Annotated in this window: 17 protein-coding genes and 1 pseudogene; 7 read left to right on the top strand and 11 right to left on the bottom strand. The window is 71.4% G+C overall.

The annotated features are described in order from the left end of the window. Nucleotides 1-118 precede the first annotated feature (118 nt). Together EV685_RS12020 and EV685_RS12015 are read left to right on the top strand one after the other, a co-directional pair. A complete protein-coding gene (locus EV685_RS12020; protein WP_130482242.1) occupies nt 119-1,039 on the top strand; it encodes a metallophosphoesterase family protein in 921 nt (306 codons plus the stop codon). A 56-nt stretch (nt 1,040-1,095) separates the two neighbouring features. Further along, nucleotides 1,096-1,800, top strand: coding sequence for a substrate-binding domain-containing protein (locus EV685_RS12015; RefSeq protein ID WP_207224809.1), 705 nt, complete (start codon nt 1,096-1,098; stop codon nt 1,798-1,800). Nucleotides 1,801-1,886: 86 nt separating this feature from the next. Here EV685_RS12015 and EV685_RS12010 read toward each other — a convergent pair whose 3' ends face one another. The 6 genes from EV685_RS12010 to EV685_RS11985 form a co-directional block, all read right to left on the bottom strand. Continuing rightward, the gene (locus tag EV685_RS12010; protein WP_130482241.1) at nt 1,887-2,195 is read right to left on the bottom strand and encodes a hypothetical protein; all 309 of its coding nucleotides are present in this window, start codon (nt 2,193-2,195) and stop codon (nt 1,887-1,889) included. Between the two features lie 97 nt (nt 2,196-2,292). Next, nucleotides 2,293-2,745, bottom strand: coding sequence for a hypothetical protein (locus tag EV685_RS12005; protein WP_130482240.1), 453 nt, complete (start codon nt 2,743-2,745; stop codon nt 2,293-2,295). A gap of 133 nt (nt 2,746-2,878) precedes the next feature. Next, the gene (locus tag EV685_RS12000) at nt 2,879-3,388 is read right to left on the bottom strand and encodes a rhodanese-like domain-containing protein (protein ID WP_130482239.1); all 510 of its coding nucleotides are present in this window, start codon (nt 3,386-3,388) and stop codon (nt 2,879-2,881) included. After that, a complete protein-coding gene (locus EV685_RS11995) occupies nt 3,385-4,662 on the bottom strand; it encodes an MFS transporter (RefSeq protein ID WP_130482238.1) in 1,278 nt (425 codons plus the stop codon). The genes EV685_RS12000 and EV685_RS11995 overlap by 4 nt, the downstream gene beginning before the upstream one ends. Then, complete coding sequence (locus tag EV685_RS11990; protein ID WP_130482237.1) at nt 4,659-5,318, bottom strand: ArsR/SmtB family transcription factor; 660 nt, start codon at nt 5,316-5,318, stop codon at nt 4,659-4,661. The genes EV685_RS11995 and EV685_RS11990 overlap by 4 nt, the downstream gene beginning before the upstream one ends. A gap of 74 nt (nt 5,319-5,392) precedes the next feature. After that, nucleotides 5,393-6,238: an SDR family oxidoreductase gene (locus EV685_RS11985; RefSeq protein ID WP_130482236.1), complete on the bottom strand. Its 846-nt coding sequence runs from the start codon at nt 6,236-6,238 to the stop codon at nt 5,393-5,395. A 118-nt stretch (nt 6,239-6,356) separates the two neighbouring features. Between EV685_RS11985 and EV685_RS11980 the strand changes: the two genes are divergently transcribed. The 3 genes and pseudogenes from EV685_RS11980 (at nt 6,357) to EV685_RS11970 (ending at nt 7,914) form a co-directional block, all read left to right on the top strand. Further along, nucleotides 6,357-6,770 carry a winged helix-turn-helix transcriptional regulator gene (locus tag EV685_RS11980; RefSeq protein WP_130482235.1) on the top strand — a complete coding sequence of 138 codons (414 nt, stop codon included), beginning with the start codon at nt 6,357-6,359 and terminating at the stop codon, nt 6,768-6,770. Between the two features lie 71 nt (nt 6,771-6,841). Further along, nucleotides 6,842-7,174: pseudogene (locus EV685_RS11975) on the top strand (VF530 family protein); the annotation flags it as partial. A 128-nt stretch (nt 7,175-7,302) separates the two neighbouring features. Beyond that, nucleotides 7,303-7,914: a LysE family translocator gene (locus EV685_RS11970; protein WP_130482233.1), complete on the top strand. Its 612-nt coding sequence runs from the start codon at nt 7,303-7,305 to the stop codon at nt 7,912-7,914. Nucleotides 7,915-7,994: 80 nt separating this feature from the next. Here EV685_RS11970 and EV685_RS11965 read toward each other — a convergent pair whose 3' ends face one another. From EV685_RS11965 to EV685_RS11950, 4 genes are all read right to left on the bottom strand, one after another. Beyond that, complete coding sequence (locus EV685_RS11965; protein WP_130482232.1) at nt 7,995-10,406, bottom strand: putative bifunctional diguanylate cyclase/phosphodiesterase; 2,412 nt, start codon at nt 10,404-10,406, stop codon at nt 7,995-7,997. A gap of 160 nt (nt 10,407-10,566) precedes the next feature. Further along, nucleotides 10,567-10,974, bottom strand: coding sequence for a carboxymuconolactone decarboxylase family protein (locus EV685_RS11960; protein ID WP_130482231.1), 408 nt, complete (start codon nt 10,972-10,974; stop codon nt 10,567-10,569). A gap of 109 nt (nt 10,975-11,083) precedes the next feature. Beyond that, nucleotides 11,084-12,232, bottom strand: a complete 1,149-nt coding sequence (locus EV685_RS11955) for a HupE/UreJ family protein (protein ID WP_130482230.1) — start codon at nt 12,230-12,232, stop codon at nt 11,084-11,086. Beyond that, complete coding sequence (locus EV685_RS11950) at nt 12,229-13,443, bottom strand: hypothetical protein (protein ID WP_130482229.1); 1,215 nt, start codon at nt 13,441-13,443, stop codon at nt 12,229-12,231. Before EV685_RS11950 ends, EV685_RS11955 begins: the two co-directional genes overlap by 4 nt. Before the next feature lie 117 nt (nt 13,444-13,560). On the opposite strand from EV685_RS11950, the gene EV685_RS20635 reads away from it, so the two are divergent. Further along, nucleotides 13,561-13,707: a hypothetical protein gene (locus EV685_RS20635; RefSeq protein WP_165396782.1), complete on the top strand. Its 147-nt coding sequence runs from the start codon at nt 13,561-13,563 to the stop codon at nt 13,705-13,707. 87 nt (nt 13,708-13,794) lie between these two features. Here EV685_RS20635 and EV685_RS11945 read toward each other — a convergent pair whose 3' ends face one another. Further along, entirely contained in the window at nt 13,795-14,871 is a 1,077-nt protein-coding gene (locus EV685_RS11945; RefSeq protein ID WP_130482228.1) for a tartrate dehydrogenase, read from the bottom strand. 84 nt (nt 14,872-14,955) lie between these two features. Between EV685_RS11945 and EV685_RS11940 the strand changes: the two genes are divergently transcribed. After that, nucleotides 14,956-15,690 (top strand): alpha/beta fold hydrolase, encoded by a 735-nt coding sequence (locus EV685_RS11940; RefSeq protein WP_130482227.1) that lies wholly within the window; start codon nt 14,956-14,958, stop codon nt 15,688-15,690. The last annotated feature ends 87 nt before the right edge of the window (nt 15,691-15,777 follow it).

Raw genomic sequence — 15,777 nt, 5'->3', positions numbered from 1 at the left:
CCAGCCCGTCGGACACGGGGTGTCCGACCTACCGGGCTGCATCTCCAGGGGTGACGACGGCGGGCCGATTCAAGGGCTGAGCTAGGCTTGCCGGGCCCATCTGACTGAAAGCCACGCCTTGCGCCTCCAGCTCCTCTCCGACCTGCACCTCGAATCCGATCCTGGCTACCAGCCGCCGCATGCGCCGGGGGCTGATGTGCTGGTGCTGGCGGGCGATGTGGGGTCCTACCAGACGGGCTCGAAGCTGGACGGCGACGACTTCGGGCTGGCGCGGTTTTCGCCGCTGCGCGGTGGGCCGTGGCGGCGGGTGATCTACCTGCCGGGCAACCATGAATACGACGAGCTGCCGCTGATCGAGACCCGCGCGCGCCTGCGCCGCCTGTGCAACGAGCTGGGGCTGATCTGGCTGGACCGCGAGGTGCTGGTGCTCGATGGCGTGCGCTTCATCGGCTGCACGCTGTGGACCGACTTCGAGGCCCTGGCGGCGGCGGAAGCGGCGGCGCCGCCGCCCAAGGGCGCTCACCTGCGCGGTGCGGCCGGCGCCGCGCACAGTCTGGCGGTGCGGCAGGCCAAGCAGCGCGACAAGGCGCTGCGGGCGGCCGACTTCTGGCTGCGTCGCCACACCACCCGCGACGCCGACGGCACGCCGATGCTGGCGCTCGCCCTGCGGGAACTGGGTCTGGCCGACCAGACCTGGTTGCGCGAGGCCCTGGCCGCGCCGCGACCGGACGGCGAGCCCACCGTCGTCGTCACCCACTTCGCGCCCAGCCTGCGCTGCGCCGATCCGCGCTACGGCCTGGTACCGGGCACGGCCGGCTTCTGCAACGCGCTGGACGCGCTGCTGCCGCAAGCCGATCTCTGGCTGCACGGCCACCTGCACTGCGCCATTGACTTCGTCGCCGAAGGCTCGCGCCCGGACGGCTCGACCGGCCGCTGCCGGGTCGTCGCCAACCCGCTCGGCTACCCGACCAAGGGCGAGCGCGACGGTCACCGGCCGACCTGGCTGATCGACGTGCCCGGCACCGCGTCGATCGCCTGAAGGGCCGATGGCATCGGGATAATCGGCCGATCGACAACCTTGCAGACCGCATCGCCATGACCGCTTCGACCGCCGCTACCGCCAGCCTCACGATGATCTCGTCCATGGCCACACGGGCCTTGCTGGCCGACCTGGTGGCGCGCTTCGAACGCGAAACCGGCCACATGGTCACGAGCGTCGCGGTGGGTGGCGTCGACGCCGCCAAGCGGGTGCGCGCGGGCGAGGTCTTCGACCTGGTCGCGCTGGCGTCCAACGCCATCGACGGCCTGATCGCCGATGGCCACGTGGCCGGGCCGCGGGTCGACCTGGTGCATTCCGGCGTGGCGGTGGCCGTGCGTGAAGGCGCGCCGCAGCCGGACCTGAGCAGCGAGGCAGCGGTGCGCGCGGCGGTGGCCGCTGCCCGCACCATCGGCTATTCGACCGGACCGAGCGGCGTGCAACTGGCCCAGCTGTTCGAGCGCTGGGGCCTGGCCGAATCGCTGGCCGCACGCATCGTCACCCCGCCGCCCGGCGTGCCGGTGGGCTCGCTGGTCGCCAGCGGCGAGGTCGAGCTGGGCTTCCAGCAACTCAGCGAGCTGATGTCCCTGCCCGGCATCACCGTGCTGGGCGCCCTGCCCAGCGAGATCCAGATCGTCACCACCTTCGCGGCCGCCCTCTCGACACGTTCCACCCAGGCCGACGCCGCACGCGCCTTGCTGACCTTCCTCGCCTCGCCGGACAGCGCCGCTGACAAGCGGCGCCACGGCATGGACCCGGCCTGAGGCGGCAAAAAAAAGACCCGGCAGGGGGCCGGGTCCAACGGGGGGTGTCGATCATTCATCGACGAAGGGGAACGGGGTCAGGGGGGTCAGGGCACCTGCCAGCTGATGCGGCCGCTGGTGTCGATGCGCCAGGGCTTGGCTTGATCCAGGCCCGCCGGTGCGGCATCGCTGCCGCGATCGGCTGCGGCGACGGTAAGTGCCACGTCGGGCATCGACCGTTCGGTCTGCCCGGTGGACACCTGGCGCGTCCCGGCCGGCACCGGCGGCATGTCGTGGCCGTGGCCGATGGCGAGCGCCGTGCCATAGGCCAGGATGGGCAGGCTCAGATGGGCGGCGACGAACAGCGTCATCCGTTGGCGATGGCTGAGCGGCCGGTCGCGGTCGAGCGTCTTCATGGGGAACTCCTGATCGGGCGGGCTCGTCGTCGACGACGGCAACACGCCCAAGGCGGGAACAGGACGGACGGCGAGCGTCCGCCTCACCGGGGCGGGATCAGGCGCGCAGGGGTGGTCCGCGTGGTCGGGCGATCGACGCGGCGAGGCGTGACACAGGGCGTGCCGGTGTCAGCGCCGGCAAGGGGTCCGATGCCAGGGGCGCCGGCGCGGCACGGCTGGCCTCGGTCGGCACCGGCACGGCAGCGACGCTGGCGGCCAGCACGCAGATCGCACAGGCATCCAGCGTGGCGTGTGCGGCACCTTCGGCCGGCGTGTCAGCGGGCGACGGGGCAGCGACCGCTGCACCTGCTGCACCCGCTGCACCCGCCACACGCAGGCTCCCGCACAGGTCCATCGGCAGGACCTGCCCCGCCTGGGTCAAGGCCCCCGTGTGCGCCACCGTGCGCACCAGCGTGGGCAGCAGCGCCAGCGCCAGCACCGCCCACCAGGCGATGTGGACGGCCAGACGCCGCCACGCCGGGCTGCGCAAGGGTTTGGATCGGGACACCATGGACGCCAGTCTAGGCAGCGCCGTCGCCGCGTCCAGGGGCGGCTTGACCGTGCTCAAGCAGGCGGGCAAGGCCGCGCCGGGATCGTGATGAAGTGGACGCCGGCTGACCGTGGTGTCGCGGCCCGCACCGCGCTCAGCGTGCTTGGGACGCCCGCGCGTGGGCGTCCATGCCGCCGCGCGCCTTCCACTCGGTGTAGCCGCCGCGCAGCACGCGCACGTTCTCCATGCCGTCCATGCGCAGGGCCATCGCGACCTGGGCGGCGAACGAGCTGGTGTTGCAGTAGACGAGCACCGTCCGGTCCTTGGGCAGGCGGGCGCGTTCGGCGAAGACCTGGCGCCATTCGATGTTGACCGCGCCCGGGATGTGGCTGACGGCGTACTGGCTGGCGTCGCGCACGTCCAGCACGTGCAGGCGGCGGTAGTCCTCGGCAGGGATCTGCTCGGCCATCAGCGTGCCGCCGTTGGCGTCGATGAAGTCGAAGTAGGACGCGAGCGATTCGGCCGCCGCCGGACTGAGCTGGGCTTGCGCCGCCAGGGGCGTGGCCAGGCCCGTCACGCTGGCGACGACGGCCAGGATCAGGGCGTGACGAAGCCGGGACCGGGTCCGAGGGTGGGTGAGGTTGTGGGTGCGGGGTGTGCTCACGATGGGTCTCCAGGGTGTCCGGTGGATCGGGGACGAAGCTGCGGGTGGGATTCCTCGCCCCAGCGCTGCAGCACCAGGGCCGATGCGGCCATCGAGGCGGCCACAAAGACAAAGGCGCTTTCGAGATCGCCGCCGAGGCTGGCCGCCACGCCCAGGCCGAGGGCGCCCAGGCCGTAGCCGAGGTCGCGCCAGCAGCGGTAGATGCCGATGGCCGAGGCGCGCCAGGCCGGCGCCGCCAGATCGGCCACCGCCGCGCTGAGGTTGGGGTAGAGCATGGCCATGCCCAGGCCGGTCAGCGTGGCCGCCGCGATCCAGCCCAGCGGGCCTGCACCCAGCGGCATCAGCGCGACGCCCAGGCCGCACAGCCACATGCCGCCGACGTTGAGGCGGTGCCGGCCCAGCCGGTCCGACAGGCGGCCGGTCAGCCATTGCGCCACGCCCCAGCTGAGGCCATAGGCGCCGACGATCCAGCCGATGCCCGGCAGGTCGACGCCTTGCCGGTGCAGCCAGACGGGCCACACGATCCAGACCAGCGCATCGACGAATTTCTCGACCAGGCCGGCCTGGCACAGCGCGGCCAACCGGCGGTCGCGCCAACTCGTCTGCAGGAAAACCTCGCGGGTTGACAGCGTCGGCTGGTGTGTCGTGTCGACAACCCACGGCAGGGTCTCGCGCACCGCGAACGCAGCCAGCAGCGTGGCCAGCCCGGTCACGCCGACGCCAAAGGTCAGCAGGCTCGCGCGCGGCCCCAGCCAGGTGGCCAGATAACCCGTGGCGACGCCGGCCAGCGCCACGCCCAGGTAGCCGGCGAACTCGTTCAGGCCGATCACACGGCCACGCTCGTCCGGGCGGGTCAGGTCGAGTGCGGCGGTCTGCGTCATCGACCAGGTCAGACCCTGCTGGAGGCCCAACAGCAGCGTGGCAGCCACAACCCAGTTCCAGCTCGTGCCGTAGGCCAGCATCCAGGGGATGGGCAAGGCCGCCAGCCAGCCGGCCAGCAGGACACGGCGGCGGCCGTGGCGATCGGCCAGCCGACCAGCCACCAGGTTCATCACGCCCTTGACGGCGCCGAAGGCGACCACGAAGGCCACCAGCAGCAGCATCGCGCCGCGCGGCACACCGAACTCGGACTCGGCCAGCGCCGGCACGACGTTGCGCATCATCCCGATCGTCATGCCGACCAGCAGCACCTGCAGCAGCTGGTGCGCGAACTGGGCCCGGTTGGCGCCGATGCCGTGGCGACGTGCCCGGTGCGGCGCGGCGCCCGGTGTCATGCAGCGACTTCCAGCGCCAGGCCGCTGGCGCGCCACTCGGCCACGCCCTCGCTCAGGTGATAGGCCTCGTGGCCCCGGGCGCGCAGCAGCGCGACGGCGTCGTGCGCCATCAGGCAGAAGGGGCCGCGGCAATAGGCCACCACCGGCACCCCGGCCGGCAACTCGGCCAGACGGGCGCGCAGCTGGTCCAGCGGCAGCGAGCGGGCATGGGGCAGGTGGGCGGCGTGGTACTCGTCCTCCGGACGCACGTCCAGCACCAGCACGTCGCCCGATTCAGCCGCCCTCAGGATGGCGCGCCGGTCCATGCCCTGCAGCTCGTCGCCGTGTTCGACCAGGTGGGCCAGCGCGACCTGCAGCTCGACCAGCCGGGCCTCGGCCTGGGACCGCAAGGCCACCCAGAGGTCCGCCACATCGGTGGCGGCCAGCCGGTAGAGCACGTATTTGCCGTCCTTGCGGCTGTCGACCAGCCGGGCCAGGCGCAGTTCCTTGAGGTGGGCGCTGGCCAGCTTGACGCTGACGGCCGACTGCGCGGCCAGCTGCTCGACCGTCTTCTCGCCCTGGCACAGCAGCTCGACCAGCTCCAGCCGCTTCGGGCTGGCCAGCGCCTTGCCGATGCGGGCGACCTGGGCGTAGAGGTGATCCTTGATGTCTCTCATGCAGACAGTCTAACGATCATTGGAATGATCGCCAGACTGCCCGCCTGCCAGCCGCCCGCTCAGGGCGGCCTGACTCAGCGCAGCGCCTGCGTCACGGCGGTGGCCAGCGGGGTGGTCGGGCGGCCGATCAGGCGCGACAGCGCGTGGCCGTCGTCGAACAGCACGCCCTTGCTGATCTCGAAGTCCCACTCGGCCAGCGCACCGGCCAGCCAGCCCGGCAGGCCGAAGCTGGCCAGTGCGGCGGCGTAGTCGGCCTGCGGCAGGTCCTTGTAGGGGATCGCCTTGCCGGACTGTGTCGAGATTTCGGCGGCCAGGTCCGACAGCGTGTAGGCCACGTCGCCGGCCAGCTCGTAGGTCTTGCCCTCGTGGCCCGCGCTGGTCAGCACGGCGACGGCAGCGGCGGCGTAGTCGGCCCGGGTCGCGCCGGAGATGCGGCCCGCGCCGGCACTGCCGATGAAGGCGCCAGCCTCGACCGCGCCCTTGGCCGAGACGGTGTGGTTCTCGATGTACCAGCTGTTGCGCAGCAGCGTGTGGGCGATGCCCGAATCGCGCAGCATGGCCTCGGTCTCGACGTGTTCGGCAGCCAGGCTCAGCGTCGACGTGTCGGCGCGCAGCAGGCTGGTGTAGACGATGCGCCGCACGCCTGCGGACTTTGCCGCGTCGATCACGGCGCGGTGCTGGGCGGCACGCTGGCCGACCTCGGACGAGGAGATCAGCAGCAAGGTGTCGACGCCGGCCAGCGCGGCCGGCAAGGTGTCCGGGCGGCTGTAGTCGGCCTCGCGGGCGCTCACGCCCAGGTCGGCGGCCTTGGCGGTGTTGCGCACCAGCGCGACGATGTCCGAAGCAGGTACCTTGGCCTTGAGCTGTTCGACAACGAGGCGGCCCAGTTGGCCGGTGGCACCGGTGATGGCGATGGTCATGATGAGGGTCCTGATCTGGCTGATTGCGCTCGCTCTGGCTTGCGCGTGGGTTGAAAGGAGTACACACTTTAAGTTAGCCACAAACTTTTCGTAAGTACGTACCTGAAGGTAAGCGCCCATGACGACCCACCGCCGCCGCCGTTCCGAGGACACCGCCGCCAGCGCCTTGCTCGATGCCCACCGTGGCAACCTGCTGGCCGAGGCCTGCCCGTCGCGCGAGGTCCTCAAGCACGTCACCAGCCGCTGGGGCGTGCTGGTGCTGATCGTGCTGGAGACCGGCACCCACCGCTTCAGCGAGCTGCGCCGCAGCATCGGCGGGGTCAGCGAGAAGATGCTGGCGCAGACGCTGCAATGGCTCGAAGGCGACGGCCTGGTCGAGCGCATCGCCTACGACGTGGTGCCGCCGCACGTCGACTACAGCCTGACCCCGCTGGGCCGGGAGGCGGCAGAGAAGGTGCGCCTGCTGTCGGACTGGATCGAGGTCAACCTGCCGCGCGTGATGGCCGCGCAGGCGCAGCGCGAGGTAGCCTGAGTGGTGGGGTGAGTGGTGGGATGAGTGATGGCGTGACCCCGCACGCCCGGCCAGCAGCGATCATCCGCACCATGAACAACACGCCTGTCCCGCCGCCGGACGAGAACCCGGCCACCCTGCCCGAAGCCCTGCCGGTCGATGCGCCCGAAGACCACGAGGCCAGCGCCGCCCAGGCCCGCAACCCCCTGCATGGCCTGACGCTCGAACGCATCGTCACCGAACTGTCCGAGCACTACGGCTGGCCCGGCCTGGGCCAGCGCATCACGCTGCGCTGCTTCACCAGCGAGCCCAGCGTGGCGTCGAGCCTGAAGTTCCTGCGCAAGACGCCGTGGGCGCGCGAGAAGGTCGAGAGCCTCTACCTCTTCATGCTGCGCGAGAAGAAGCGCGGCGATCACGCCCCGCCGCGTCCCAAGGGTCCGGCCCGAGGCGCCGGGCCGCGCCGCGAACGCCCGACCGCGCCGCGCAACACCGACCGGCCCTTCCTCAAGATCCGCTGAACTCGCCGGACCCGGCGTCGCCACCAGGCCCATCCATGTCGCTGCACACCTGGCTGCTCTACCTCGTCGCCGCCATCGGCCTGTCGCTCACGCCCGGCCCCAACAGCCTGCTGGTGATGACCCACGGCGCGCTGCACGGCCACCGCAAGACCGCCTGGACGGTGGCTGGCGGGGCGGTCGGCTTTGCGGCGCTGATCGCGCTGTCGATGCTCGGCATCGGCGCCCTGCTGCAGGCCAGCGCCCACGCGCTGACGGTGCTGAAGCTGGTCGGCGGCGGCTACCTGATCTGGCTGGGCATCCAGCTCTGGCGCGCCCCGCCGATCCACCTGCAGGCCGACACCAGCCCGGCCGACGCCCGCCGCGCGACGCTGTTCCGACAGGGCCTGCTGACGGCGGCGTCCAACCCCAAGGCGCTGCTGTTCTACGGCGCCTTCCTGCCGCAGTTCATCGACCCGTCGCGTCCGCTGCTGGCCCAGTTCATCGTCATGACGGCCACCTTCGTGGTCGTCGAGGTGCTGGTCGAGATGCTGCTCGCCCTGCTGGCCCAGCGCATCCGCTCGCTGCTGCAGCGTGTGGGCAAGGCCTTCAACCGCGTGTGCGGCGGCCTGTTCGTGGCGATGGGGCTGGCCTTGCCGATGACGCGCTGAGTCGCTGAGTCGCTGACGCCGTGACACGCTGAGGCGCGGTGATCGGCGCGCGCGCTACAGGCCGACGCGGCATGTGCCGGTCAGCGCAAGCCGGCTTCGAAGGTGTCGATGTCTTCGGGCCGGCCGAACAGGTAGCCCTGGAAATGGGCACAGCCGGCGGCGCACAGGAAGTCGCGCTGGGCGGCGGTCTCGACGCCTTCGGCGATGACGTCCAGCCCCATGCCGCGGCCGAGCGCGATGACGCTGCGCACGATGGTCGCGTCGTTGCCGTTGTCGGGCAGCGCGCGCACGAAGGACTGGTCGATCTTGAGCTGGTCCAGCGGCATGCGCTGAAGATAGGCCAGTGACGAGAAGCCGGTGCCGAAATCATCGAGCGCGAAACGCACCCCCAGCGCCCGCAGCCTGCGCATCGTGTCGACCACCCGGTCGATGTCGCCGGCCAGTGCGCTCTCGGTCAGTTCGAGCTTCAGCCGCGTCGGGTCGGCGCGGTGTTCCGACAGGGCCCGTTCGACCTGTCCGACGTAGCCGGGCTGGTTGAACTCGCGGGCGCTGACGTTGATCGACAGCACCAGCCCACGCGTGTGCGGCGCGTGGCTCCAGCGCTCGATCAGCTGGCAGGCGCTGGCGAGCACCCACTGGCCGATCGGCAGGATCAGGCCGGTCTCCTCGGCCAGCGGGATGAAGCGAGCCGGTGACACCTGACCCAGGCTCGGGTGCTGCCAGCGCAACAGCAGCTCGGCGCCGATGACCGTGCCCGCCTGGTCGACCTGGCGCTGCAGGACCGCGTGCAACTGCGAGGGGATGGCCAGGCGAAGCCGGTCTTCGAGCTGGACACGTTCGTCCAGCGCGGTCTGCATCGACGCGTCGAACAGGCAGACCGGGCTGTGCTCGGAGCGCTTGGCCTCGAACATCGCCACCTCGGCTTGCTGCAACACATCGGCCACTCCCAGCGGCGCCGCGCCAAAGGTGCGCACGCCCACCGACGCGCTGACATGGCCGTGTTCGCCCGCCAGGTCGATGGGCCTGCGGATCAGGTCCAGCAGCCGCTGCGCCTCGTCACAGGCGCGCCGGGCGGCGCTGGCCTCGTCAGGGCCGAGCCCGCGCAGCAGCAGCACGAACTCGTCGCTGCCCATGCGTGCCAGCGTGTCGCCGGGCCGCACGTTGTCGGCCAGCCGGCGCGCGGTCGCGATCAGCAGCTGGTCGCCGACCTCGTGGCCGCGGGTGTCGTTGACGTCGCTGAAGTCGTCCAGGTCGAACAACAGCACCGCGCCGAAGCCCGGCGGATCGCCCGGCGGCGCGGCGGTGTTTGTGGTGCTGGCGGTGTTTGTGGTGCTGACGCTGCTGGCGGCCAGCGCCGCGGCCAGCCGCTCGCTCAGCTGGCGCCGGTTGGCCAGGCCGGTCAGCACGTCGTGGAAGGCGAGCTGGTGCATGACCGCGCCGAGCACACCGGCCTCGTCGCGTGCCCCACCGCCCGGCCCGGCACCGGCGCCGGCGGGCTGATGCAGCCGGGCCGCATCGGCCAGCTCGACGATCGGGCGCACCACCCGGCCGGAAATCAGCCAGGCCACGGCACCGAAGACCAGCGCGGCCAGCGCGCTCAGCAGCACCATCAGACGACGGCTTTCGGCGATCGGGGCGTAGGCGTGGCGCAGCGGCTCTCGCGCCACCACCGTCCAGCCGAGGGCGACATCGGGGGTGCGGAAGGGCACCGGGGCGCTGGCGGTGAGGTGGTCGCTGGCGCTGGCCGGATCGGCCTGGAGCGCCGCCAGCGTGCTGGCCTTGACGCTGGCCGGACGCATCAGCAGCTCGCCGGCCGGGTTGGCGATCAGGATCTCGATGTCGGCGTGCGGGTCGAGGTCTTTCAGGGCGGTCGTCACGATGTCCTGGGCCCAGTCCCAGAACAGGTGGGCGCCGAGCACGCCCTGCAGCTCGCCGGCCGCATTGCGCACCGGCACGGCCACATCGACGAAACGCGGCGGATCGCCGTCGGCGGCCAGGGGCAGATGGGGCGCCAGCAACACGGCATGGTGCGGGTCGCCGATGAAGGGGCCGCGCAGGGCGCCCATGAACCAGGGTCGCTCGTGCACGTCGCGGCCTTCGAGCAGACCGCCGCTGGCGGCCAGCACCAGCCCGTCGCGGCTGGTGTAGCCCAGCCAGGCGTAGTCGGTCTGACGGCCTTTCACGCGGTCGAGGGACGCGCGGACGTGGCCGAGATCGGTCTGCGCCGACTGGCGGATCAGGTCGGCCAGCAGCATCACCTCCAGCTGGCGGTTCTCGAGGTCATCGACCAGCGACGAGGCGATCCGGTGCGCCGTCAGGTGCAGCGTGTCGTGAACGGCGGCCCGGGTGGCGCGTTCCCAGCGCCATTCCATGATGACGGTGACCAGTGAACCGAAAACGATCCCCGACAGGGCCATCACCAGCGAGAAGCGTGCACGCACGCTGCGCATCGGCGAGAGGGCGCGAAAGAAGTCGCGCGTGGGGGTGGTCATCGCTGGCAAGTTCGCGTGGCGCTGCCGCCACTGCTAGAGGTCAGGCAAGCATCTTGACCGTTCGAGCCGGGTCTGCAAAGGCCGTCGGCCCAAGCAGTCGGCGTCTTCGTGCAGACCCGACGCTGCTGCGCCCGCATCGCAGGCGCAGCGCCGCGAGGCCTCAAGCTGCCGGCGCGGATGCCGACGGCTTGGGGCCTTCGCCTCCGAATTCCTCGTAGGCCTGCAGCGCCTTGGCGGCATACATCAGCGACGGCCCGCCGCCCATGTAGACGCACATGCCGAGCATGTCCTCCAGCTCGGCGCGGGTGGTGCCGAGCTTGACCAGTGTCTCGGCGTGAAAGCCGATGCACGGGTCGCAGCGCGCGCCCACCGACAGCGCCATCGCGATCAGCTCCTTGGTCTTCTTGTCGAGCGCAGCGGGCTTGGTGGCGGCCTGAGCCAAGGCGGAAAAGCCGCGCATCGTGTCGGGCACATCGGCGCGCAGCCTGGCGAGGCTGGCGCTGATCGAGGCGGTCAGGGCGGGATACGTGGCGGGTGAGTGGGCGGGGGTGTCGGCAGAGCTGCTCATGGTGGGGGCGAGGGGGACTCGGGTGGGCGTCAGCCTGGGCTGCGAGAGCCTGGATTGAAGCGTGGCGGTGGCGCGTCAGGCTTGACTCAACTCAAGTTCAGGCCGTGACTCAGGCCGTGAGGATGCGCAGGTCGAAGACCCGCTCGACCAGCCACACCAGCGCCAGCACCAGCGTCAGCCACGAACCACCGGTCAGCACGACGCGCCGGTAGAACGCCGTGTCGCGGGCCCGGAAGGCCAGCGGCAGGAACAGCGCCACGATCGCGACCTGTCCCAGTTCCACGCCGATGTTGAAGCCCACCAGCGACAGCGACAGCGCATCGCTCGGCAGGCCCAGGTCGGCCAGCACGCTGGCGAAGCCGAAGCCGTGGATCAGGCCGAATCCGAAGGCGGCCAGCCAGCGTCGGCCCATCACGGTCGGACGCAGGTTGTTGGCCGCCGCCAGCGCGACGCTCAGTGCGATGACCGATTCGACCGCGCGCGACGGCAGCGAGATCCAGCCCAGCGTGGCCAGGCTCAGCGTCACCGAGTGCGCCAGCGTGAAGGCGGTGACGACGGCCAGCACCTCGCGCCCGGCATGACCGATGCGGGCGACGCCCTGCCAGCGCCCGCCGTCCCACAGCAACACGGCCGGCAGCAGCAGGGCCAGCAAGAACAGCACATGGTCATAGCCCAGCCAGATGTGCCAGACGCCTTCGACGACGTACTGGTGCAGGGTGGTCCAGACCGAGGGTGGGGTGGCGTCGATGCGCTGCTCCGGCCGTTCGGGCGAGAACACCAGCGAGCGGGCCGCGCCGTCGAGCGTCAGCCGGACCAGGCCGCGGTGCTGGGCATCCTGCTCGAACAGCAGCCGGTAGCCCAGCATCAGCGCGCCGGTGTCGACCGGACAACGGCCGGTCAGCGGCAACACCGCATAGCTGCCGTCGGTGTGCTGGTCGACCTGCAGCGCGCCAACGTCCAGCTGGCAGGCGTCGGTGCCGGTCTCGCCGCGCGTCAGGCTCAGGTGGCGCCGGGCCCAGCTGGCCAGGGCATCGCGGCGCTGGCGCAGCTCGCCCCAGGTGATCTGGCCGTCGTCGTCGGCATCCAGGCCGATGGCGACGTCGACATCGCGCATCGCCACGTCAAGCTGGCCGCTGACCACGGCGCCGTCGACCGACAGGCTCAGGTAGGCATCGCTCGCCTTGTGGGCCAGCGCCGCACCGGATCCGGCCATGGCGGCCAGCAGCAGGACGATCTGCAACAGGGCGCGCCTGTTCATGACCCGGCCACCGGCTTCAGGTCGGTCGCACCGAGTCGCCGGGCCAGGTCGCGCAGCCGGGCGTCCTCGAACCCGCTGCGGCGCAGCCAGTCGATCGCGGGTGCGGCGGCCGCCGGGTCACGGGCGGCGAGCGCACATTCGAGCAGCACCCGCGCGTCACGCGGTTCGCGCTGGACGGTGTAGTTGGCGCGGGCCAGCGCCAGCGCCCGCGCCGGGTCGCCGCGCAGGCCCAGCCAGTAGCGCGCCTCTTCGGCCCGGTGGGTGGTGTCGCCGCGTTGTCCGGCGGCGGCGAACCGTTCGGCGAGGGCGTCCAGCCGGGCCTGCAGCTGGGGCAGCTTCAGCGCCGACTCGGCCTCGGCGATGCGCAGCAGCAGCGGATCGGCGTTGTCCCAGCCCGCCAGCAGCCGCAGCACCTCGGCCGGCCGGCCCTGGTCGAGCAGGAAGTCGGCATGGGCGGCGAGCCGGTAAGCATCGTCCAGACCAAGCTGCTGCGCGGCGCGGTAGTGGCGTTCGGCGTCGACCGGCAGGCCACGCCAGCCGGCGACCTCGCCACGACGGGTCAGGAACCACTGTTGCGTCTCGGTCAAGGCGGCATCGGCCTGGCCTTGCGCGAGCGTGCGATCGGCCTGCGCGAGCTGGCCGCCATAGGCCTGCGCCAAGCCCAGGCAGCCGGCCCGAAGGATGTCGCGCTGGAGCCGGCCAAGCGCCTCGCACTCGGCCCGGGCGGCACCCAGGTCGGCCTGGACGAGGTAGATCGCACCGCGCCAGGAATGGGCTTCGGCCAGCGTCGGATCGCGCCGCAGCGCGGCGGCCAGGTCGGCCAGCGCACCGTCGAAGTCATGCCGGTACTGGCGCAGCTGGCCGCGCAGGCTCAACCACGCGGCCGACGCTTCGGCGGCCGGCCCGGCCACCCGCCGCAACTCGGCCTCGGCCTGCCCGACCGGACGCGGATCGCCCTGGGCCAGCGCCTGCGCGAACAGGAACTCGGCCAGCCGCAAGGCCGCTTCGATGCTGGCCGGTTCGCGCCGGGCGGCCAGCCGCAGCGCCGCCAGCTCGCCGCGCGCACGCGCACCGGCCTGGATCGGCAGGCGTTCGAGCACCTCGGCATCGTCGCTGGGGGTGCGCGGGGCGGCCTTCACCGACGTCGCCGGCAAGGCCAGCAGCATGGCCACCAGCCACGTCATCAGCGGGGCAAGAAAACCCTTCGCCATCGTGGGTATCGGTTGGGTTTTCATCCGTGGCTATATTAGCCACACGGCACTGGAAAAGATCCATGTGCCGGCAAGCGTCTCTTCCCTTCAACCCCTGTCATGAGGACCCCCTTACAGATGAAAAAGTACCTGTCGCTGTTGGTTGCCGCGCTGATGGCCACTGCATCTGTCACTGCGTTCGCTGGTTCTCACAGCAGCGCACCGAAGGATTGCAAGAAGGACGACATGCGCGCCGAATGCAAGAAGATGGAAGAGAAGAAGTAAAGCTTCGGACTTCCTTGAATCATCTGGAAAGCGGGCTACGGCCCGCTTTCTTCATGGGGCGACACATCGCGTTCGACCCCTTGCGGCTCACGCCCCCATCCCCACCCGCTGCGCGATCGCCTCGCCCATCTCCGAGGTCGACGCGCTGCCGCCCAGATCGGGCGTGCGCGGGCCCGTCGCCAGCACCTGCTCGATCGCCCGCACGATGTCGTCGTGGGCGGCGCGGTGGCCGAGGAAGTCCAGCATCAGCGCGCCCGACCAGATCATCGCCACCGGGTTGGCGATCTGGCGGCCGAAGATGTCCGGGGCCGAGCCGTGGACCGGCTCGAACAGGCTGGGGAAGCGTCGGTCCGGGTTGAGATTGGCCGACGGCGCCAGGCCGATCGTGCCGGTGCAGGCCGGGCCGAGGTCCGAGAGGATGTCGCCGAACAGGTTGCTGGCCACCACCACGTCGAAGCGGTCGGGCTGCAGCACGAAGCGGGCGGACAGGATGTCGATGTGCTGGAAATCCACCGACACCTCCGGGTAGCGTGCGTGCATCTCGCGCGCCCGGGTGTCCCACCACGGCATGCTGATGGCGATGCCATTGCTCTTGGTGGCGACCGTCAGATGGCGGCGCGGGCGCTGCATCGCCAGCTCGAAGGCATGTTTCAGGACCCGGTCGGTGCCATGCCGGCTGAAGACCGATTCCTGGATCACCAGCTCGCGCTCGGTGCCGGCGAACATCACGCCGCCGAGGTTGGTGTATTCGCCCTCGGTGTTCTCGCGCACCACCAGGAAGTCGATGTCGCCGGGCCGGCGTCCGGCCAGAGGGCAGGGCACGCCGTCGAACAGGCGCACCGGGCGCAGGTTGACGTACTGGTCGAACTCGCGCCGGAACTTCAGCAGCGAGCCCCACAGCGAGACATGGTCGGGCACCGTCGCCGGCCAGCCCACCGCGCCGAAGTACAGGGCGTCCATGCCGGCGAGCTGTGCCTTCCAGTCGTCCGGCATCATCTGGCCGGTCTGCAGATACCAGTCGCAGCTGGCCCAGGGGATCTCGGTCAGTTGCAGCGCGATGCCATGCCGTTCGGCAGCGGCCCGCAGCACGCGCAGGCCTTCGGGCATCACCTCCTGGCCGATGCCGTCGCCCGGGATGACGGCGATGCGATGGGGTTGGTTCATGGCGCGCTCCTGTGTCGAGGGTCGATGACGGGTCAGTCTAGGGCCGCCAGAATCCGGTCCCACCCCAGCCCTGAAGGCCCCGTCATGACGCACCCGACACGCGCACCCATCGTCCTCGTGCACGGCGCCTGGGGCGGCGCCTGGATCTGGCGGCGCGTGCTCGCACCGCTGCGTGCGGCCGGCCACGAGGTCCATGCGGTGACGCTGACCGGCGACGGCGAACGTGCGCACCTGCGCCAGCCCGGCATCCGGCTGAAGGACCATGTTGACGACGTCGTGGCGCTGGTCGAGGCCGAGGAGCTGCACGGCGTCATCCTGGTCGGCCACAGCTACGGCGGCATGGTCGTGACCGGGGCGGCGGACCGCCTGCTGGCCGGCGCGACCGACCGGGTGCGCAGCCTCGTCTATGTCGACGCGATGGTGCCGCTGCCCGGCGAGGGCTGGGGCGAGCAGCACAGCCCCGAGGTGATCGCCTCGCGCACGGCGGCGGCGCTCGCCAACGACCACGCGCTGCCGCCGCCGGACCCGGCCGACTTCGGCATCACCGGCGCCGACCGCGACTGGCTCCTGCGCCGCCAGGTGCCGCATCCCTTCGGACCCTACCGCGACCCGCTGGCCTTTGACGGCGCGCGCTGGGCTCGCCTGCCGCGCCTGTTCATCGACTGCACCGCGCCGGCCTACCCGACCATCGCGGCGATGCGCACGCGGGTGCGTGGCCTGCCCGGCTTCGAGGTGCGTGAGATCGCCACCGGCCATTGCCCCATGGTGACCGAGCCGGCCGCGTTGGTGGCCGAGTTGCTGCGGCACGCGGCGGGCTGATCGACCGCCCGCTGCGCCAGCATCCGACGCACGCCACGCACCAAGGCGGCGCAGCCCGCACCAGCAACAAGGCCTGCCGGCCCTTGG

The organism is Sphaerotilus mobilis (assembly GCF_004216565.1).
Lineage (GTDB): Bacteria > Pseudomonadota > Gammaproteobacteria > Burkholderiales > Burkholderiaceae_C > Sphaerotilus > Sphaerotilus mobilis.
The sequence above is the reverse complement of the archived record's forward strand: the minus strand, read 5'-3'. Positions and strand labels throughout refer to the sequence as shown.